Origin of the sequence: Devosia sp. (assembly GCF_048261455.1) — a bacterium.
Taxonomy (GTDB): domain Bacteria; phylum Pseudomonadota; class Alphaproteobacteria; order Rhizobiales; family Devosiaceae; genus Devosia_A.
The window spans coordinates 20,175-37,105 of the sequence record NZ_JBLXGA010000013.1 but is presented as its reverse complement, the minus strand read 5'-3'; the positions used below and the strand labels follow the sequence as shown (position 1 = coordinate 37,105).

The window sequence follows — 16,931 nt, the reverse complement described above, 5'->3', positions numbered from 1 at the left end:
GGAAAGGCCGGTCAGTCGGACCCTTCCTTGGCTGGCTTGTCAATATCAGGCGGCGATTCTTCGGGGGGGTGATCGGTTCTTTCCCGGTCGGCACGCATCACTTCGTCCAGCAATTCGGTCGAGCGACGCACGAGGCCGACATAGGCCGCCTGGTCGTGCCGTACGTCGTAGCTGTCGGTCAGCATCTGTACGTCGTGGGTCTCGAAGGCGGCGCTCACCCGGCGCGCTTCGTGGGCCGGCTTGCCGAGCGCCACCAGGGCGCGCTCGCCTAAGCGGATGGCAGCGTGGAAGGTCTCGCGCTCGAACACCTCCACACCCAGCGCCATCAGATTATGGGCATGGCTGCGGTCGACGGCGCGGGCGGCAATGATCACGTGCGGGAAGTTGCGCCGGATCAGCGCGGCGATCTGCAGAATGCGGTCGCCGCCCGCTACCGCGATGACGATCATGCGCGCTTCGGCCGCCCCCGCCGCGCGCAGGATATCGAGTCGCGCGCCGTCGCCGTAAAACACCTTCACACCAAAGCGCTTCACCAGCTCGATCTGGGCCGGATCGTCGTCGATGAGGGTCATCTCGAAGCCTTGGGCGCGCATCAGCCGTGTGACGATCTGGCCGAACCGGCCATAGCCGAGCACGATGACCTTGTCCGTGCCATCCTCGTCGGTGGGCCCCGGCGGCTGGTCACCCTGCACGACATTGTGCCGGTTGAGTCTGGGCGCCCACAGGCGGTCGAACAGGAACACCAGCAGTGGCGTCACCGCCATCGACAGCGCCACCACAACGGTCAGCAGTTCCAGGTCGTCGCTGGGAATGCCATTGGCGCGGCGGGCGAACTGCAGCACCACAAAGGCGAATTCGCCGGCCTGGCTCAGCAGCACGGCGAGCAGCAGGCGCTCGGCGACATGCATGCGGAACAGGGTGGCGAGGGCGAACAGCACGGCCATCTTCACCGCGATGATTGCGACGACGAGTCCCAGCACCAGCATGGGGTTTTCGATCACCACCGAGAAGGCGATCGACATGCCCACCGAGATGAAGAACAGCCCAAGCAGCAGACCCTTGAAGGGTTCGAGATTGCTCTCGAGCTCGTGGCGGTACTCGCTTTCTGCCAGCAGCACGCCGGCGAGGAAGGCGCCCAGCGCCGGGGAGACGTGGAAGCTCTCCGCAACCAATGCGGCGCCGACGACCAGGGCCAGTGCAAAAGCGGTGAAAGCCTCGGGCACTTTCGAGCGCGCAATCCAGCTCATCGCCGGGCGCACGACATAGCGGCTGGCGATGATGGCGAGGACGAAGGCTATTACCAGGCCGATGGCGATGCGCCAGCCGATGGGATTGTCGACGACATCCAGCACGCCTTCGCCAAGCTGCTCGACGGGGTTGGTGGAAACCGTGGCCATCAGAGGAATGACGGCGAGAATTGGGATCACCGCCACGTCCTGAACCAGCAGGATCGACAGCGTCGCCCGTCCCGTGTCGGTGCGGCTGATGGCCCGCTGCGTCACTGTCTGCATGGCGATTGCGGTGGAGCTCATGGCCAGCGCCAGGCCGATGATCACGGCTGGACCCCACGAAAAGCCCAGAAAGTGGAAGACGACCGCGATCAGCCCCGAGGTCACCACCATTTGGGTCATGCCGAGCCCAAGCAGGTGGTTGCGCATGCGCCACAATTCGCGGGCTTCGACTTCAAGCCCGATCAGGAAAAGCATCATGACGATGCCGAATTCCGAGACCGAGCGAATTACCTCGCTGTCCGACACCAGCGACAGGCCGTATGGACCGATCAAGATGCCGGCGGCCAGATAGCCGAGCACCGTGCCGAGACCTGCCCATTTGGCGAGCGGCACCAGCAGCACGCTGGCCGTCAGCAACACAAAGATTGCGAGCAGGAAATTGACTTCCATTCAGCCTGCCCGTTCTCGCGTCAGTTGTCGGAATCGTCCTTGAGAGACGTGAGTTTCGCAAACACCGAATCGGCGTCAAGCTCTTCCTCACGCTCGGTATGCTGCGGGGTGCCGCCTTCGGCATCCTCATCCTGCGCGGACCGCGAGCCGGCGGAGGAGAGGGCCTCTTCGGCCGAGAGCAGCATGGTGCCCTGGCTGGCCTCGTCCGGGCTCGGGGCGCCCTTGGAAGCGCGCTTCACTTCGAGATCGAGGTCGATCTGGCTGCTCAGGCCCAGCGTCACCGGGTCCATCGGGGTGATGTTGGCGTTATTCCAGTGCGTGCCTTCACGGACCGAGTCGATGGTCGACTTGGTGGTACCGACCAGACGCATGATCTGGGCGTCCTTCATCTCGGGATGGTTGCGCAGCAGCCACTTGATGGCGTTCGGGCGCTCGTTGCGGCGCGAGATCGGCGTGTAGCGTGGCCCCTTGCGCTTGGGCGCAGCGACGCGAACCTTGGGCTCGCTCATCTTCATGCGATAGGCCGGATCGCTTTCCGCCTTCTCGATTTCCTCGCGGGTCAGCTGCCCGTTCTGAACGGGGTTTGCCCCCATGATGCCGGCGGCCACGTCGCCATCGGCAACGCCCTGTACTTCCAGCGGGTGCAGACCACAGAAGGCGGCGATCTGGTCGAAGCTGAGCGCCGTATTGTCGACCAGCCAGACAGCGGTCGCCTTGGGCATCAATAGCGGTGTGGCCATAATATATGTCTCCTTGAGGCGCGGCCGGTTTTCCGGTCCGCCCCGCCTCGGTGCGATGACAATTGAGGGGGATTTGGTGCTTCTATACCCGGGGCTTCAGGCCATTTCAATTGGATTGTCACCGTCCAGCCCTGTCGTGAGCAGCGTTTCCCCCCAGTTTGTCACGAGAACGACTTTGCCGAAAAAGCTGCGATCCTCCATCAGGCGATGGGCCGCAGCGGCCCGATCGAGCGGCAGAGCCTGAATGCGCGGCCGGCTGATGCGGCCATCCGCGAGGGCCGGCCAGGCGCTGCTTTCAAGGCTCGCGGCAATTGCGGCTTTGGTGGCGGCGCTTTGCGGTCGCAGCGTCGACCCGGACAGCGTCAACTGCTTGGCGAGGATCAGCCCGGCGTTGATTTCGGATTTGCCGCCGCTCAGCGTCGAAATGATCACGATGTGACCAAAGCGGGCTGCGGCGCGAATGTTGTTGTCCAGCATGTCGCCGCCGATGACATCGACGATGCGGTCTGCGCCCCGCCCGTCGGTCAGAGCCTTGCACTGCGCGACGACATCCTCGTTGTCGTGGCGGATGGCGGCGCGGGCGCCAAGCGACAGGGCATAGTCGGCCTTTTGCTTGGTCGAGACGACGGCGATGGCCTCTGCTCCGTGCAGGCGCGACAGCTGGATCGCCGCCCCGCCGATGCCGCCTGCGGCCCCGTGCACGAGCACCTGCATGCCCTCGGCCAGCCCGGCGCGCATCACCAACGTCTGCTCGACCGTGAAAAAGGTCTCGGGCAGGGCCGCCGCCTCGATCAGCGACCAGCCGGTGGGGCAGGGCAGAACCTGTCCGGCGGCCACTGCGACATATTCGGCATAGCCGCCGCCATGGGTCAGGGCCACCACCGCGGCCCCGACGCGCCAGCGCTCCACGCCGTCGCCCACAGCGACGATCTCGCCTGCCACTTCGAGGCCCGGCAGCGGCGAGGCATCCGGCGGCGGGTCGTAGACGCCGCGCCGCTGCGCGAGGTCAGGCGCGTTGACGCCGGCGGCGGCGACACGGATCACGACTTCGCCCGGTCCGGCGGTGGGTCGCGGCAGGTCGACCGGCTGCAGGACGTCGGCGCTGCCCGGCTCGGTTATGGCGATGGCACGCATCATGGGTATCTGAGTCATTTCGGCATCCTCATCACTGCAAGCGCAGATGGCAACAGGGCGTCCTTGCCTTGGCCGATCTGGCCCTCTTAGAGTCGGGGGTTGAGAAAGGGAGGACGTGCGAGATGTTCGATGACGATGTGGTGCGCAAGCCGACAGGCCATGAGGTCGGCATGAAGCTCGACGGCATGTCGGTGGAGGAACTCGAGGAACGCCTTGGGCTCGTTCGCGCCGAGATCACCAGGCTGGAAGCGGCCATTGCCTCGGCGCGCGCCACTCGTGCGGCCGCCGACGCGTTCTTCAAGAGCTGATCTAGGCGCAATAAAGCAGCGCGATCAGACGCTTGGCCATTCACGCTCTGGCAGGGTTAAGAAACTGAGTCTCGTTAACCCCAAATTAACATCCGCTTGTTAACTTTAAGGGGTTCGGTTCGCCGGACTTGGCAGAGCGATCCTTTTCCTCTGTTTGACGCCTCCCTGTAACTTTCGAGAGCCGTTTCGACGGCTCTTTTTTCTTTTTCAGGGTCACGTTTTCGGCGTTAAGCCTCCCCTAAGATGCCAAGGCGCATTACAAGGGCATCTCAGAGGCCCCCCATTCCCCAAGAACGGATCATGGCGTGGACGACAGCAAGGACAATCGTCAGGCAGTGGCCATCGGACCGCGGATCGTCGCTTCGGGCGGGTTTGATGCGCTGTATCGTGAAGGCATGGCGCTGATCGAAGAGGTCGCCGCCTACCTCGATGGCGAGGGGCGCGATGAAAGCCGCTCACTGCCGCGCGAGGCCTCCTTCCTTTACGCCACCGAATCCATGCGCCTGACTACCCGTCTAATGCAGCTTGCGTCCTGGCTGCTGCTGCAGCGGGCGGTGAACGAAGGCGAACTGACGGCCGAAAATGCTCGCACCGAAAAGGAAAAGGTGCGGTTTTCCGCCACGCCGTCCGAGCGCGGTGGTCCGGGCTATGCCGAGATGCCGCAGCGGTTGCGCGACTATATCGCGCATGGCGATCGGCTGTTCGAGCGGGTGCAGCGTTTCGACAAGCTGGAACGCGGCTCCGTGCCCGATCTCCCCGCCGACGATTCCCCCTCGATCGGCAGCGTCGCCGAGCAGTTCGCGCGACTCAAGGCCGCGTTCGGCCGGCTCGACTAGTAGACGCCGACTTCGCCGCGCCATAGGCTTTCCCACCGTGGACTGACGGGGGATCGGCGATGACGACGATAACGGGTGGTTGTCTGTGTGGCGATGTGCGCTACGCCTATGAGGGCGAGGTCGGCCCGGCCGGCTATTGCCACTGTTCCGATTGCCGCCATGTTTCTGGCAGCGCCTTCGGCATCAGCGTGCGAGTCGCCGCTTCGGACTTTCGTATCGTCGCAGGCGCGCCAAGCCGCTTTACCAAGCGCGGCGACAGCGGACGCGAGGTGTCCCGCTTCTTTTGTGGCGCGTGTGGCTCACCGCTTTACACACTGCCACCGCGGCATCCCGAAGTGGTCTTCATCAAGGCCGGCAGCCTCGATGATCCGAGCGTGGTGAAGCCCGACCGCGAGGCCTGGACGCGCTCGCGTGTCGACTGGGCGGAGATCGATCCGGCCGTAGCCGCCACCGAAACCGGCCGCGGGTGAGCGGGTCGGGGCAAACAAAAAGCCCGGCGCGAAGGCCGGGCGTTTCGTATCGTCGAAGAGACTTGGCTCAGATGCCAAAGCCCTTGAACTTGTCCTTGAAGCGCGAGACGCGGCCACCGCGATCCATCAGGTTGCCGGTCTGGCCAGTCCAGGCCGGGTGCGTGGTCGGATCGATGTCGAGCTGCAGCGTGTCGCCTTCCTTGCCGTAGGTCGAACGGGTCTGGTAGGTCGTACCATTGGTCATCGCCACAGTGATCATGTGGTAGTCCGGATGGGTATCTTTCTTCATGGCGGTGCCTCAAATGGGAAGGGCGCCCTAAAGCGCCCGCAAAAGCCGGATATCAGTTTTGCGGCTTCATAAAGAATATCGGGTGCTTCCGCAAGGGGAGCTGGCAAACCGTCCATTTCAGTTGCGGGGCGGGATGCGCCGACCTATATCGGGGGCACTTTGAGAACCGGCTTACGCAGAATGGCAGCTGCCGCAAGGCAGCGGCGCAGCGACGACAAGAACGCCAGGGGACGCACAGATCTGCGGCCGATCCGGCGACTCATGCCTTTTGTCTTTCGTTATCGCTGGAGGGTTGGCCTGACGATCGCGTTCCTGCTGATCTCCTCGATTTCCTCACTGATCATTCCCGCCCTTGGCGGACAGATCATCGACAAGGGTTTTCTGTCCGAGAATCTGAACGCGGTTGCGCAGTATGGCGGCATCGCCGTGCTCGTGGCGCTGGTCATGTCCGTGGCGAGTGGCGCGCGATTCTATTTCATCTCTTCACTGGGCGAGCGGGTCCTCACCGATCTGCGGCGCGCCGTTTTCGATCACCTCTTGTCACTCGATGCGGCGTTCTTTGATCGGCACCGGGTGGGTGAGCTCACGTCACGCCTCAACGGCGATGTCGCGACCATTCGCGGCGCAATCGGCGCGACGCTTTCGATGTCGCTGCGGGCTCTGGTGACGCTGGTCGGCGCCGTAACGCTGATGTTTCTCACCAGCCCCTACCTCGCCGTCGTTCTGGTCATCCTCGGGCCGACCGTCATCCTGCCGGTGATCCTGTTCGCGCGCCGGCTGCGCCGCATGTCGCGCCGCGCCCAGGATACGATCGCCGAGATGTCGGCTATGGCCACCGAGGCGCTCGGTGCGACGCGGACCATCAAGAGCTTCGTGCAGGAGCCCGAACAGTCGCGCCAGTATGGCAGCAGGGCCGAGCAGTCTTTTACGGCCGAAATGGATAGGCTGGGCACCCGCGCCACTCTGATGGGCGGCATGATGTTCCTGTCCACCGCTGCGCTGGTGGCGCTGATCTGGTGGGGCTCCAAGGCGGTTTTCGACGGTGTCGTGACGGCGGGCGAGCTGGCGCAGTTCATGATCTATGCGTTGATGGCGTCGAATGCGATGTCCAACCTCAGCGAGTTGATGGGTACGCTGCAATCGGTTGCCGGTGCCACCGAGCGGCTGGTGGAAATTCTCGATACCGAGCCGCGCATCAAGCCGCCGGCCAATCCGGTCGCGATGCCGCAACCGCCGCGCGGTACCGTCCAGTTCGATCGGGTGAATTTCGCCTATCAGAGCCGCGAGGACGAGCGGGTGCTGCGAGATCTCGATTTCACCGTCGCACACGGCGAAACGGTCGCGCTGGTGGGTGCATCCGGGGCGGGCAAGTCGACGATTTTCTCGCTGGTGCAGCGCTTCTACGATCCTGTCACCGGGCGGATCCTGATCGACGGTGTGGACGCCCGCACCGTGCTGCCCTCAGAACTGCGCAGCCGCTTTGCCTATGTGGAGCAGGAGCCCACGATCTTTGCTGGCACGATTGCCGACAATATCCGGTTCGGGCGACCCGACGCGCCATTCTCCGAAGTCGAGGCGGCCGCGAAATCGGCGCTGGTCGATGACTATGTGAGGGATCTGCCCGATGGCTATGACTCCATCGTCGGCGAGCGTGGGGTCATGCTCTCGGGCGGTCAGAAGCAGCGGCTGGCGATTGCCCGCGCCCTGCTGAAGGACGCGCCGATCCTGCTGCTCGACGAGGCAACCTCGGCGCTCGACGCCGAGAGCGAGCGCTATGTTCAGGTGGCGCTGGAGCGGTTGATGCGTGGGCGCACGACGCTGGTCATCGCGCACCGGCTGGCCACCATCCGCGATGCCGATCGAATTCTCGTCCTGGAGAAGGGGCGGCTGATCGATCAGGGCACACATGACGAGCTGGTCGCCAAGGGCGGCAAATATGCCGAACTCGCAAAGCTGCAGTTCCGCGACACGCCGCTGCTGGCCGTCGCCGAGTAGGCCTAAGCCTGCGGTGGCGGTGTTCAGCCGTTCTCCGCCTTTTCTGCCACGTCCTCGGTGTCGCCTATGGCGAGATAGTGAATCTCGCGCAGCACGCGGAGCGTCGGCTTCAGTGCAAAGCAGATAGAGCCGATCAGAAAGCACCAGGTGCCGGCAGTCTGCCAGGCGTCGAAAAAGAACATGACCGAGCCGATGATGAAGAACAGCGCGGCGGCGAAATCGACCAGCGTGTGTCCGAGTTCGTAGAGTGCATAGATGCGCTTGTTGCGCTGGCTCTTTGTCGCGGTGTCGGGTCGAAACAGTGCCATCGGCGGCTCCCGTTGCTGTTGCGGTTGCGGCGGGCGCTGCGGCTACTCGGTCAGTTTGAACTCGATGCGACGGTTGCGGCGATAGGCTTCTTCGCTGTCGCCATCGTCGATCGGAGTGAATTCACCGAAGCCGGCGGGCACCAGATGCTCGGGGTCGACGCCCTCTGCCACGAGATATTTCGCTACCGAGATGGCGCGGGCGGCGCTCAGCTCCCAGTTCGAAGGAAACTGCGGGGTATTGATCGGTCGCTTGTCAGTATGCCCGTCGATCCGTAGCACCCAGTCCACATCTTCGGGGATCTGCGCCTCAAGTTCGACAATGGCGCTGGCGAGCTTGGCCAATTCTTCTTCGCCCTCGGACGAAATGTCTGCGGCACCAGCGTCGAACAGCACTTCGGACTGGAAGACGAAGCGATCGCCGACGACGCGCACATCGGCCCGCCCTTCCAGAATTTCACGCAGCTTGCCGAAGAAATCCGAGCGGTAGCGACTCAGGTCTTGAACCCGCTGGGCCAGCGCAAGATTGAGCCGGCGGCCGAGGTCGGCGATCTGCGTGCGGCTTTCGGTGTCCTTGCTCTCGGAGGCTTCAAGTGCCTGTTCCAGCGCGCCGATCTGGGTGCGCAGCGCGCTCAACTGCTGGTTCAGCAGCGCCACCTGGGCGGCGGCGTCGCGCGACATGTCTTCTGAGTCCGACAGTTCCGAGCGCAGCGCGGCGATTTCGGCGTCCTTGCCGGAATCGCCAGTGCCGATACTCGCCAGTTCCGCCGCCATGGCGTCACGCTCGCTGACGGTGTCGCTCAGGGTGGCCTGCAGGGTTGCAATGGTCCCCTCGAGATCGCTCGACCCGGCCTGTTCCAGCTGCAAAAGTTCGGTCAGCTCGGCGATCTGCGCGTTGAGCCGGCTCATCGCCGTGTCTTTGCCGCTGATCTGCTGGTTCAGGAAGAACTGGCTGAGCATGAACAGCGACAGCATGAAGATGATGACGAGCAGCAGGCTCGACAGCGCATCGACGAAGCCTGGCCAGTAGTTGGTGACCTGTGATCGGCGGGTGCGAGCCATCAGCTGCAATCCTGGCCGTTGGCGCTAGACATCGCTGGGCTTTTCGGCCGCCGCACTCGCCCGATCGGCCTCGCCTTCGCGCAGCATGGCTTCCATCAGCTCGCGCAGCTTCTTGTTGGTCTCGCCCTGTTCGATGATGTGGCTGCGCAGATCGTCCTGCTCGGCGCGGATGTGCTTGACCAGACCGTCGATGCCGCGGGCCAGCTCGGCCATGGCCCGGATGGCGTTCTGCGAGGAATTGGAGTTCTGAAGAGTCGAGCCGAACTGGGCCAGCATGGCCGACATCTCGTCCGAGGACACGCCGAGGCCTGTCGCCTGCATCTGGGTGATCGGGTGATCGAGCTCGGTCATCGAGGTCATCCAGTCCTCGAGATCGGTGTAAAAGGCATTCTGGGCCTGAGAGGTCTGCAGATCGAGAAAGCCCAGGATCAGCGACCCGGAAAGGCCGAGCAGAGAGGCGGAGAAGGCCGTGCCCATGCCGCCCAACGGTGCCGCCAGGCCTTCCTTGAGATTGGAGAACAGCGTCACCGTATCGCCGCCGGTGGCATCCAGCGCCTGAATGGTGCCGGCGACGCTCGTGACGGTCTCCAGCAGGCCGTAGAAGGTGCCCAGCAGGCCGAGAAATACCAATAGGCCCGTCAGGTAGCGTGACGTGTCCTTGGCTTCGTCGAGGCGGTTGCCGACCGAATCCAGGATCGAGCGCATCGAGGATGGCGTGATCACCGTCTCGCCGAGCCGATCTCGCAGCATGTTGGCGACCGGCGCCAACAGGTGCGGCTGATGCTGCGGCATCTGACCGTCCTGCAGAGAATTCACCCAGCGGATCTCTGGAAACAGCCGCATGAGCTGGCGAAAGCTGAGCACGATGCCGATCAGCAGCGTCAGCAGGATCAGGCTGTTGATGAAGGGGTTGGCCCAGAAAAAAACGATCAGCGAGTTGAACAGTATTGCGCCGACCAGTGCGATCAACACCAGGAAGATCAGGATCTTGACCAGGTAGATCGTCGGGCTGCTCAGGTGGTACGGATCATAGCTTTGCGACATGTGTCGGCCCTGGGTCGATCGGATCGCGGAGAGTCTAGAGTGTTTCGGCGGCGCGGTGCAATATTTCGCGGCCGGTCATGGCGTATAACCCCATGAAAACGCGGGATTGCGTCACGAAGGTGACCGAGGGCGCTGCCGCGGCCGGCGCGGCAGCATGAGGCGTGTAAGCGTCTACCCTACTGGACCGACTTCAGGATTTTCAGCAGCTGGCCCTGAATGGTCTCGTTGCCGGCCACCACCTGGCCGTTCCAGATCGAGCCGGGCGTGCCGTTGAAGTCGGAAACCGTGCCGCCGGCCTCGCGCACCAGCAGATAGCCCGGGGCGACGTCCCACGGCTTCAGGCCGGCTTCCCAATAGGCGTCAAACCGGCCCGAGGCCAGCCAGGCGAGGTCGGTCGAAGCCGAGCCGGTGCGGCGGATGCCGGCAACCGACGGCGTCACATGCGCCAGCTGTTTCAACTGGTGATTGTCGAGCTGACGGCCCTGCGAATTGATGCCGGTCACGGCGACGGCATCGGCGAGGTGCTTACGGCCGGCAACGCGCAGGCGCTTGCGGTCATTCAGCCAGGCGCCGCCGCCTTTTTCGGCCGTGTAAAGTTCGTCCATCACCGGGTTGAAGATCGCCGAGGCGACGATCTCCTGGCCGCGTTCCAGCGCGATGGCGACGGCGAACATCGGAATGCCGTGCAGGAAATTTGTGGTGCCATCCAGCGGGTCGACGATCCAGCGGTGCTGGCCGTCGGTGCCCTCGATCTCGGTGCCTTCCTCGCCCAGAAAGCCGTAGGTCGGTCGCGCCTTCTGCAGCTCCTTGAAGACGATTTCTTCGGCGCGGCGATCAGCGTTGGACACGAAGTCGGCGGGGCCTTTCACCGACACCTGCAGGTTTTCGACCTCGTTGAAGTCCTTGACCAGCGAGCGGCCGGCCTTGGTGGCGGCCTGCACCATGATATTGAGAAGCGCCGAGCGCATGCTGATAAACTCCGCGCGTATGCCGGGGGGAAGGAAGAGGGCCGCTTTTGCCGCAGAACGCCGGTCAGTTCAAGGGGCGGCGGGGCCGGGCATGGGCAGATCGGCATCTGTCGCAGGGGGCACGCGGTTCTCCGCCACCCGGCTCGGCGGCGCCGACGGCCAGAAACGGGCCCGTTCTTCTGCCGCAGCCAGGGTGTCCGCCGGCAAATCCTTGAGCAGTGCATCGAGCTGCGGGTCATTGAAGCCGTTGCGCCGCGACAGCGCGCGCCACATGGCGGCGGTCTCCGGGTCGGCCTCGATGCCTTCGCCCACGGCCAGCAGTTTGGCATAGCGGTTCTGGGCCACGGGATTGCCGGCCTCGGCGGCGCGCGCGTACCAGTTGGCGGCGGCGGTGCGGTCGCGCGGCATGCCACGGCCGAGATAGAGCACGGTGGCATAGTCGACCTGTGCCGCCACCATGCCGTCCTCTGCTGCAAGCCGCAGCTGCTCGGCGGCGGCCTCCGGATCGGGCGGCACCCCGGCGCCTTCGATCAGCATGCCGGCATAGTCGTAGCGCGCCTCGGTGATCCCGGCTTCTGCAGCCTCACTGATCAGTTCTGCGGCCTTGATCAGGTTCGGTGGGGCATAGATGCCCTCGATATGCAGCAGGCCCATATTATAGCGGGCCTCGATATTGCCGGCTTCGGCCGCTTTGCCGAACAGTTCCGCCGCCCTGGCGCGGTCGCGTTCCACGCCCTCGCCGCTTTGGTAAAGCATCGCGAGTTCGAAAGTCGCCAGCGGGTCGCCATTGTTGCTGGCGAGTTCGTACCAGCTCGCCGCCCGCGACTTGTCCTGGGCAATGCCCATGCCTTTGCCGTAGATCTCGGCAATCAGCGTCTGGGCGTGGGCATCGCCATCCTCGGCCCGGGGCAGGGCGAGCGCCAGCGCCGTCAGGAAATAGCCGCGCTGATAGGCGCCATAGGCCGCATCGGCCTGCCGGCCGAAGATCTCGTTGCTGATCGAGCTGGCGGCCTCGGGGTCCTTGGGCAGGAATTCATCGGGCACAGGGCCGATCGGCAGGTCCTCGACCAGTATATTGTCAGGATAGCGCTGGTCGGCGGGTCGCAGGTCCTCGATATCGTTGCGCTCTTGCGCCCAAACAGGGGTCGCCAGCAGAGTCAGTGTCACAGCGATCGCGGCTTTGTGCTTCACGGCAGTTTCAGTCCCAGCCCGATAAACTCGCATCCCAGCGCGTCATGGTCATCAAGCGTGGCCTCGGGGTCGGCCAGCACAGAGGGGATCTGCATCGTCTGGGCCCACCATTGTGCCATTTCACGCGCGCCGTCCGATATCGCGCCGGAAAGCGGCCCAAATAGGATGTAGTCGATATCGAGTTCGCCCTTCTGCATGGCGTCGTGACGGGTGCGGCTTTCGGCGGCCCCGACGATCATCTCCGGCTTGAGCGCGCTGACGGCGCTGCGCACGGCCTCCAGGTCGCCGTCGACATGCACGCCGTCGACGCCGAGCCGCTTGGCGACCGAGGGGGGCGCTTCGATCAGCACGGCCGTGCCGGCGGCCTGCGCCACGGGCGTCACCTTGGCGACAAGCATTTCGTAGTCGCGATCGGTGCGGCTGCCACGCGGCAGCAGCAGCGCTGCGGCGGGTTCGTCCATGGCCTCCAGCGCAGCGATCACCGGCTCGGGTGCGGCGTCGGCGGGGGCGATAAGGAAAAGTTCGGCAATGAGCTCAGACATGGCGCGTCTTATAGCGCCGCAATTGTGGAATGGCAGCGGCAAAACGCGCACGAAAGTGCGACAGCACGCCGGTTGTCCGGCGTCGGGCACATCGGCTATTACGAGTCCTCGCAAGAAGGAGAGTTATGCGCAGAGGCTCAGTATCGGACCACCCCGGTGGTTTCACCAGTCCCGAGTTCGGGGCTGATCTCTTGCATGACTTTTTCTGCGGAATTTCAATGACAACGCATAACGACCTGGTGATCCGGCCCTTTACGGGCGCGGACACCGAAAGCTTGTCGGGCATCTGGCTGGCCGCCTCCCGTCAGGCCCACCCGTTCATCGGCGAACAGACGCTGGTCGCGCAGCGGCATGCCATCGAGCACACCTATCTGCCTGCGGCACAGACGTTGGTTGCGGACAGTGACGGTACGCCGGTCGGTTTCATCAGCTTGCTCGGCGATTTCGTCGGTGGCTTGTTCGTGGCCCCGTCCTTTCAGGGGCAGGGGATCGGGCGGCGCTTGCTGGCACACGCCATGGCCGGGCGGACCGAGCTGATGCTCGAGGTCTATATCGAAAACCGGGATGCCCTGCGCTTCTACTTGAGGCAGGGATTTCGCGAGATTTCGCGACGGCCTGTCGACGACAGCGGACTGCCTTTCGAGAACGCCCGGCTGGTGTGGCGCCTGTAGCGCAGCACAAATGTGAGCGTCCCGGCTTGGCCGGGGCGCCCATCCAGCCAGGGATCAAGCCGCTCGGGCGGCCATGTCGAGTTCCGGTCTCCACTCTCCCAGCGCCGCCAGCGAATTCATGCGGGCCCGGTGCTCGAAGGCGGCCTGCGCCTTGGGCACATTCTTTTCCTGGCCGTCCCAGGCGACCAGCGCCGCTGTCTGAAGCGCGCGACCGTATGAGAAGGTCAGCGTCCATGGCAGGGCGTCGATCTGGTTCATGGCGCTCAGGTGCGCCGTCGCCTGTTCGTCGGTCTGACCTCCGGACAGGAAGGCGATGCCCGGCACCGCTGCCGGCACCGAATGGCGCAGGGTTTCGACCGTGCGGCGGGCGACTTCCTCGACGCTGGCACGTTCAGCGGCGCGCACGCCGGGCAGCACCATATTGGGCTTTAGCAGCATGCCGGCAAGGTCGACGCCAGCCAGCCGCAGTTCGCTGAACACGGCGTCCAGCGTCTCCATCGTCACTTCTTCGCAGCGCTCGATCGAATGATCTCCAGGCTCGCCATCGGCCAGCACTTCGGGCTCGACCACCGGGACGATGCCGGCCTCCTGACAATACATCGCATAGCGCGCCAGCACATGGGCGTTGGTGCGAATGCCGTTGCGCGAGGGTGCATAATTGGTGATGGCGATGACGCCGCGCCATTTGGCAAAGCCGGCGCCGAGTTCGGCGTAATGGGCGAGCCGATTGCGCAGGCCGTCGAGCCCCTCGGTGATCTTTTCGTCCTTGCTGCCCGGGATCGGGAAGGCACCGCGATCCACCTTGATACCGGGGATAACATCGGCCTCAGCCAGCAATTCGCGGAACGGCGTGCCGTCTTTGGCCGATTGCTCGAGGGTTTCCTCGGTCAAAATGGCGCCCGAAATATACTTGTTCATCGCGTCAGTGGAGCGAAACAGCATTTCGCGATAGTCGCGGCGGCTTTCAAGCGTGACCGGCAGGCCGATCAGCGCGAAACGCTTGGCAATCGTGCCTTCGGACTCGTCGGCGGCGAGAATGCCCTTTCCACGGGTGACCAGCTTGCGGGCGATGGCGTTCAGTGCGGGCATTCGGGGCGAGCTCCTGTTCTGTGCACTGTCACAATGCAGCAGCGGCCCAAACTGTTCGATTAGACGTTCTGGTAAGGTCTCGACCGGCCCGGCGACTTCCGGGGCCGGCCATCAGCGGCCTGAGGCTTTATTCGCCCGTTGCGTCCGGCAGGCTGGCCGCATTGGCTGGAAAGTCGAATGCCGTGCCGGCGTCGCCCGCCGCCAGCGAAAAATGCCACCATTCCTTGCTGTATGGTTTGAAACCTGCACTGACCATCGCATCGGTCAGTGCCTTTCGGTTGGCGCGCTGGGCCTTGCTCAACCCCTTCGCGCCGACCCAGCTGCGTGGATCGAAACAGTCGAAACTGGTGCCCATGTCGCGCACGCCGGCGGTCGCGGCGGTGTCGCGGCAATCGCCGGTCGCCGGCACCGGACCGATCGCCACCTTGGCGCCGATCTCGGCCAGCCCGAGGTCCACCGTGCCCCCGCGGCTATGGCCGGACTTGTGGGCAATATAGCCCAGCTGGAACAGCCGGTTGGGCGGCACATCGGGCGCGTAGAACCGCTTGGCCGGCTCGGTGTCGAGATCCTTGCGTTCAGCCCAGTCGACGAAATCCTGCACCCCCTGCGTCGGGCGGTAGCAGTCGAACACCACGAGGGTGAGCCCCCGTGCGCTAAGCTTTTCCTGTGCCTTCGCCAGCGCGTCCGCGGTCGGGCGCGTCACCAGGCATTCGCCATTTTCGTAACCGGCCACGGGTTTGCCGGTGAAGTTGTTGGGCGTGGCGTAGTGCATGGCCTGCACGATCGAGGGGTCTATATCGCGCAGGGCAACGAAGTCGGCGGCGCCCGCGGCGCCCGTCCCCGCCAGCATCAGCAGCGCTGCAATCGCCGACCGTCGAAACCTCTGTGTCTCGGCCTTCATAAGCCGCACGGTGACGTCAGCCCATGACAAAGTCATAGCCCATCTGGAAGGCCGCATCGCGGGTCACCTGCTGCTGATAGGCGGCCATGAAGCCCGCTTCCGACGCGGTAACGCGTTCGGATGGCGTGCCGTGATGGCTTGGATCGTTGTAATAGGTGTCGCCGGCGTTCCACACGCTTTCGCCGGCATGAAACAGCGAGGCGCGGGGCTCGTTGCGCTTGCGTACACCCAGATAGAAACCGGCCATGTAATCGGCATGCAGTTCGAGCCGCCGCACCGTTTTCTCGCCATGCAGCAACAGATTTCGCACGCTCGACTGGAACTGCAGGATGTGCGCGAATTCGTGCGCGACCACCCACATCACGCCGCCGCCGGTCGGGTCCTGGTTCAGCAGCGTTTTGAACATCCGCGTACCGAAGAACACCGAGCCGATCTCGACGCCCAACAGCGGTGCCGGTGTCGCACAGGCATTCTCGCCATCATAATCGTCGTAAAAGGCGAAGCCTGGCGTCACTTCCAGAATGGCGGCCAGCCGCTGCAGGGCCGTATCGAGCGCCCGGTCCGTCCTGGCGTCGCCGGTGCTGCGCGTGGCGGTCAGCGCATAGTCAGCGACCGTGCGCTGCGCGGCCGCGTTGGCTTCGGCACTGGCCTCCGCGGTCGCCAACATGCAGCCCTCGGGGTTGATGCGTTGGCGCATTTCGCCCTGCGCGAATGCCGAGCCATGACAGGCACAGCCGGCCATTGCGGCCAGCCCCGTCAGTACGGCGCGGCGCGGAAACAGCGCGCTCACTTCACCAACACCCTGAATTCGGAAATCGCCGTGTCGGTATATTTCGTGCCCGCCTTGGCTTTCGAAATCTGGATCGCGAGCCATTTGAGCCGGACCGGTGTATCGAAATAGAGCACCTGCTCGCCGGGATCGTCGGCGATCGGCGCGACGAGCTGCTGGCCGTCGGAGGTGTCGAGATAGATTTCTGTGATGCGGCCGTTCTTGGCAAACAGGTCGTTGGACTTGTGATAGCCGTTGAGCATCGAGATGCCCTCGACCATCTGCTCGGTGTCGAACTCGAAAATCAGCCGTTCACCGTTACCCGTGCCGTCAACGCCTTCGACCCATGCCGTATCGAGCTTGTTGTCGAACATGTTCGCAGGGCCGTAGGTCACGTCGCGCCATGGGTCGAGCACACTCGAGGCGCAGACGGTCACGAAGCCCTGGCCCGTGCATTGCTCGCCCGGCATGGATGGGCGGGGCAGGGCGGCCGCTGGTGTCGGCGCCTGACGGCTGGGCGGCAGGTCGATAGCCGGTGGCGGCGTCGTGGTGTCTCCGGGCCCGCATTCGAGGAAAAAGCAGGTCGGTTTACCCTCGTTCTGGGCCAGTGCTGCGCCAGATGCGCCAAGAACAAGCATGCCGCCAACAGCAAACAGGGACCATGCCCGCGCGTTCGAAAATATCATTGTCGTTGAAGCCGTTCCCACCTCAGTCGG

The 16,931-nt window shown here is 64.2% G+C and carries 19 protein-coding genes; 5 read left to right on the top strand and 14 right to left on the bottom strand.

The annotated features are described in order from the left end of the window. Positions 1-11 precede the first annotated feature (11 nt). From ACN0TK_RS13910 to ACN0TK_RS13900, 3 genes are all read right to left on the bottom strand, one after another. Entirely contained in the window at positions 12-1,901 is a 1,890-nt protein-coding gene (locus tag ACN0TK_RS13910; protein ID WP_417310118.1) for a monovalent cation:proton antiporter-2 (CPA2) family protein, read from the bottom strand. Positions 1,902-1,921: 20 nt separating this feature from the next. Then, complete coding sequence (locus ACN0TK_RS13905) at positions 1,922-2,641, bottom strand: DUF1013 domain-containing protein (RefSeq protein ID WP_417310117.1); 720 nt, start codon at positions 2,639-2,641, stop codon at positions 1,922-1,924. A 96-nt stretch (positions 2,642-2,737) separates the two neighbouring features. Then, positions 2,738-3,793 (bottom strand): NAD(P)H-quinone oxidoreductase, encoded by a 1,056-nt coding sequence (locus ACN0TK_RS13900; protein ID WP_417310116.1) that lies wholly within the window; start codon positions 3,791-3,793, stop codon positions 2,738-2,740. A 104-nt stretch (positions 3,794-3,897) separates the two neighbouring features. On the opposite strand from ACN0TK_RS13900, the gene ACN0TK_RS13895 reads away from it, so the two are divergent. The 3 genes from ACN0TK_RS13895 to ACN0TK_RS13885 all read left to right on the top strand — a co-directional run bounded on the left by ACN0TK_RS13895 (position 3,898) and on the right by ACN0TK_RS13885 (position 5,389). After that, positions 3,898-4,083: a DUF1192 family protein gene (locus ACN0TK_RS13895; RefSeq protein WP_417310115.1), complete on the top strand. Its 186-nt coding sequence runs from the start codon at positions 3,898-3,900 to the stop codon at positions 4,081-4,083. Between the two features lie 305 nt (positions 4,084-4,388). Then, positions 4,389-4,919: a DUF1465 family protein gene (locus ACN0TK_RS13890; protein WP_417310114.1), complete on the top strand. Its 531-nt coding sequence runs from the start codon at positions 4,389-4,391 to the stop codon at positions 4,917-4,919. A 59-nt stretch (positions 4,920-4,978) separates the two neighbouring features. Then, a complete protein-coding gene (locus ACN0TK_RS13885) occupies positions 4,979-5,389 on the top strand; it encodes a GFA family protein (protein ID WP_417310113.1) in 411 nt (136 codons plus the stop codon). Between the two features lie 67 nt (positions 5,390-5,456). Here the strand turns inward: ACN0TK_RS13885 and rpmE are convergent, their stop codons facing one another. Continuing rightward, a complete protein-coding gene (rpmE, locus tag ACN0TK_RS13880; RefSeq protein WP_417310112.1) occupies positions 5,457-5,678 on the bottom strand; it encodes a 50S ribosomal protein L31 in 222 nt (73 codons plus the stop codon). Between the two features lie 261 nt (positions 5,679-5,939). Here rpmE and ACN0TK_RS13875 point away from each other — a divergent pair, with 261 nt between their 5' ends. After that, complete coding sequence (locus ACN0TK_RS13875; RefSeq protein ID WP_417310111.1) at positions 5,940-7,673, top strand: ABC transporter transmembrane domain-containing protein; 1,734 nt, start codon at positions 5,940-5,942, stop codon at positions 7,671-7,673. A 23-nt stretch (positions 7,674-7,696) separates the two neighbouring features. Here ACN0TK_RS13875 and ACN0TK_RS13870 read toward each other — a convergent pair whose 3' ends face one another. From ACN0TK_RS13870 to ACN0TK_RS13845, 6 genes are all read right to left on the bottom strand, one after another. Beyond that, entirely contained in the window at positions 7,697-7,981 is a 285-nt protein-coding gene (locus ACN0TK_RS13870; RefSeq protein ID WP_417310110.1) for a YrhK family protein, read from the bottom strand. 42 nt (positions 7,982-8,023) lie between these two features. Then, positions 8,024-9,040, bottom strand: a complete 1,017-nt coding sequence (locus ACN0TK_RS13865; protein WP_417310109.1) for a peptidoglycan -binding protein — start codon at positions 9,038-9,040, stop codon at positions 8,024-8,026. Between the two features lie 24 nt (positions 9,041-9,064). Beyond that, positions 9,065-10,084, bottom strand: coding sequence for a flagellar motor protein MotA (locus tag ACN0TK_RS13860; protein ID WP_417310108.1), 1,020 nt, complete (start codon positions 10,082-10,084; stop codon positions 9,065-9,067). Between the two features lie 176 nt (positions 10,085-10,260). Then, entirely contained in the window at positions 10,261-11,052 is a 792-nt protein-coding gene (locus ACN0TK_RS13855; RefSeq protein WP_417310107.1) for an inositol monophosphatase family protein, read from the bottom strand. A 69-nt stretch (positions 11,053-11,121) separates the two neighbouring features. Continuing rightward, positions 11,122-12,243 (bottom strand): tetratricopeptide repeat protein, encoded by a 1,122-nt coding sequence (locus ACN0TK_RS13850; RefSeq protein WP_417310106.1) that lies wholly within the window; start codon positions 12,241-12,243, stop codon positions 11,122-11,124. Continuing rightward, positions 12,240-12,785 carry a thiamine phosphate synthase gene (locus ACN0TK_RS13845; protein ID WP_417310105.1) on the bottom strand — a complete coding sequence of 182 codons (546 nt, stop codon included), beginning with the start codon at positions 12,783-12,785 and terminating at the stop codon, positions 12,240-12,242. The genes ACN0TK_RS13850 and ACN0TK_RS13845 overlap by 4 nt, the downstream gene beginning before the upstream one ends. Positions 12,786-13,003: 218 nt before the next feature. Between ACN0TK_RS13845 and ACN0TK_RS13840 the strand changes: the two genes are divergently transcribed. Further along, complete coding sequence (locus ACN0TK_RS13840; protein WP_417310104.1) at positions 13,004-13,456, top strand: GNAT family N-acetyltransferase; 453 nt, start codon at positions 13,004-13,006, stop codon at positions 13,454-13,456. A gap of 54 nt (positions 13,457-13,510) precedes the next feature. Here the strand turns inward: ACN0TK_RS13840 and ACN0TK_RS13835 are convergent, their stop codons facing one another. The 4 genes from ACN0TK_RS13835 to ACN0TK_RS13820 form a co-directional block, all read right to left on the bottom strand. Beyond that, positions 13,511-14,545 (bottom strand): class I fructose-bisphosphate aldolase, encoded by a 1,035-nt coding sequence (locus ACN0TK_RS13835; protein WP_417310103.1) that lies wholly within the window; start codon positions 14,543-14,545, stop codon positions 13,511-13,513. Between the two features lie 127 nt (positions 14,546-14,672). Next, positions 14,673-15,482 carry a M15 family metallopeptidase gene (locus ACN0TK_RS13830; protein ID WP_417310102.1) on the bottom strand — a complete coding sequence of 270 codons (810 nt, stop codon included), beginning with the start codon at positions 15,480-15,482 and terminating at the stop codon, positions 14,673-14,675. Further along, positions 15,463-16,236 carry a hypothetical protein gene (locus tag ACN0TK_RS13825; protein WP_417310101.1) on the bottom strand — a complete coding sequence of 258 codons (774 nt, stop codon included), beginning with the start codon at positions 16,234-16,236 and terminating at the stop codon, positions 15,463-15,465. Before ACN0TK_RS13825 ends, ACN0TK_RS13830 begins: the two co-directional genes overlap by 20 nt. Then, positions 16,233-16,853: an NADase-type glycan-binding domain-containing protein gene (locus tag ACN0TK_RS13820; protein ID WP_417310100.1), complete on the bottom strand. Its 621-nt coding sequence runs from the start codon at positions 16,851-16,853 to the stop codon at positions 16,233-16,235. The genes ACN0TK_RS13825 and ACN0TK_RS13820 overlap by 4 nt, the downstream gene beginning before the upstream one ends. Between the last annotated feature and the right edge of the window lie 78 nt (positions 16,854-16,931).

Bases quoted from the DNA above. Each gene is read 5' to 3' on its own strand.
- ACN0TK_RS13895 (WP_417310115.1), top strand. From the start codon at position 3,898: ATGTTCGATGACGATGTGGTGCGCAAGCCGACAGGCCATGAGGTCGGC.
- ACN0TK_RS13905 (WP_417310117.1), bottom strand. From the start codon at position 2,641: ATGGCCACACCGCTATTGATGCCCAAGGCGACCGCTGTCTGGCTGGTC.
- ACN0TK_RS13845 (WP_417310105.1), bottom strand. From the start codon at position 12,785: ATGTCTGAGCTCATTGCCGAACTTTTCCTTATCGCCCCCGCCGACGCC.
- rpmE (WP_417310112.1), bottom strand. From the start codon at position 5,678: ATGAAGAAAGATACCCATCCGGACTACCACATGATCACTGTGGCGATG.
- ACN0TK_RS13820 (WP_417310100.1), bottom strand. From the start codon at position 16,853: ATGCTTGTTCTTGGCGCATCTGGCGCAGCACTGGCCCAGAACGAGGGT.
- ACN0TK_RS13840 (WP_417310104.1), top strand. From the start codon at position 13,004: ATGACAACGCATAACGACCTGGTGATCCGGCCCTTTACGGGCGCGGAC.
- ACN0TK_RS13885 (WP_417310113.1), top strand. From the start codon at position 4,979: ATGACGACGATAACGGGTGGTTGTCTGTGTGGCGATGTGCGCTACGCC.
- ACN0TK_RS13910 (WP_417310118.1), bottom strand. From the start codon at position 1,901: ATGGAAGTCAATTTCCTGCTCGCAATCTTTGTGTTGCTGACGGCCAGC.
- ACN0TK_RS13900 (WP_417310116.1), bottom strand. From the start codon at position 3,793: ATGACTCAGATACCCATGATGCGTGCCATCGCCATAACCGAGCCGGGC.
- ACN0TK_RS13855 (WP_417310107.1), bottom strand. From the start codon at position 11,052: ATGCGCTCGGCGCTTCTCAATATCATGGTGCAGGCCGCCACCAAGGCC.
- ACN0TK_RS13830 (WP_417310102.1), bottom strand. From the start codon at position 15,482: ATGACTTTGTCATGGGCTGACGTCACCGTGCGGCTTATGAAGGCCGAG.
- ACN0TK_RS13870 (WP_417310110.1), bottom strand. From the start codon at position 7,981: ATGGCACTGTTTCGACCCGACACCGCGACAAAGAGCCAGCGCAACAAG.
- ACN0TK_RS13860 (WP_417310108.1), bottom strand. From the start codon at position 10,084: ATGTCGCAAAGCTATGATCCGTACCACCTGAGCAGCCCGACGATCTAC.
- ACN0TK_RS13865 (WP_417310109.1), bottom strand. From the start codon at position 9,040: ATGGCTCGCACCCGCCGATCACAGGTCACCAACTACTGGCCAGGCTTC.
- ACN0TK_RS13875 (WP_417310111.1), top strand. From the start codon at position 5,940: ATGCCTTTTGTCTTTCGTTATCGCTGGAGGGTTGGCCTGACGATCGCG.
- ACN0TK_RS13835 (WP_417310103.1), bottom strand. From the start codon at position 14,545: ATGCCCGCACTGAACGCCATCGCCCGCAAGCTGGTCACCCGTGGAAAG.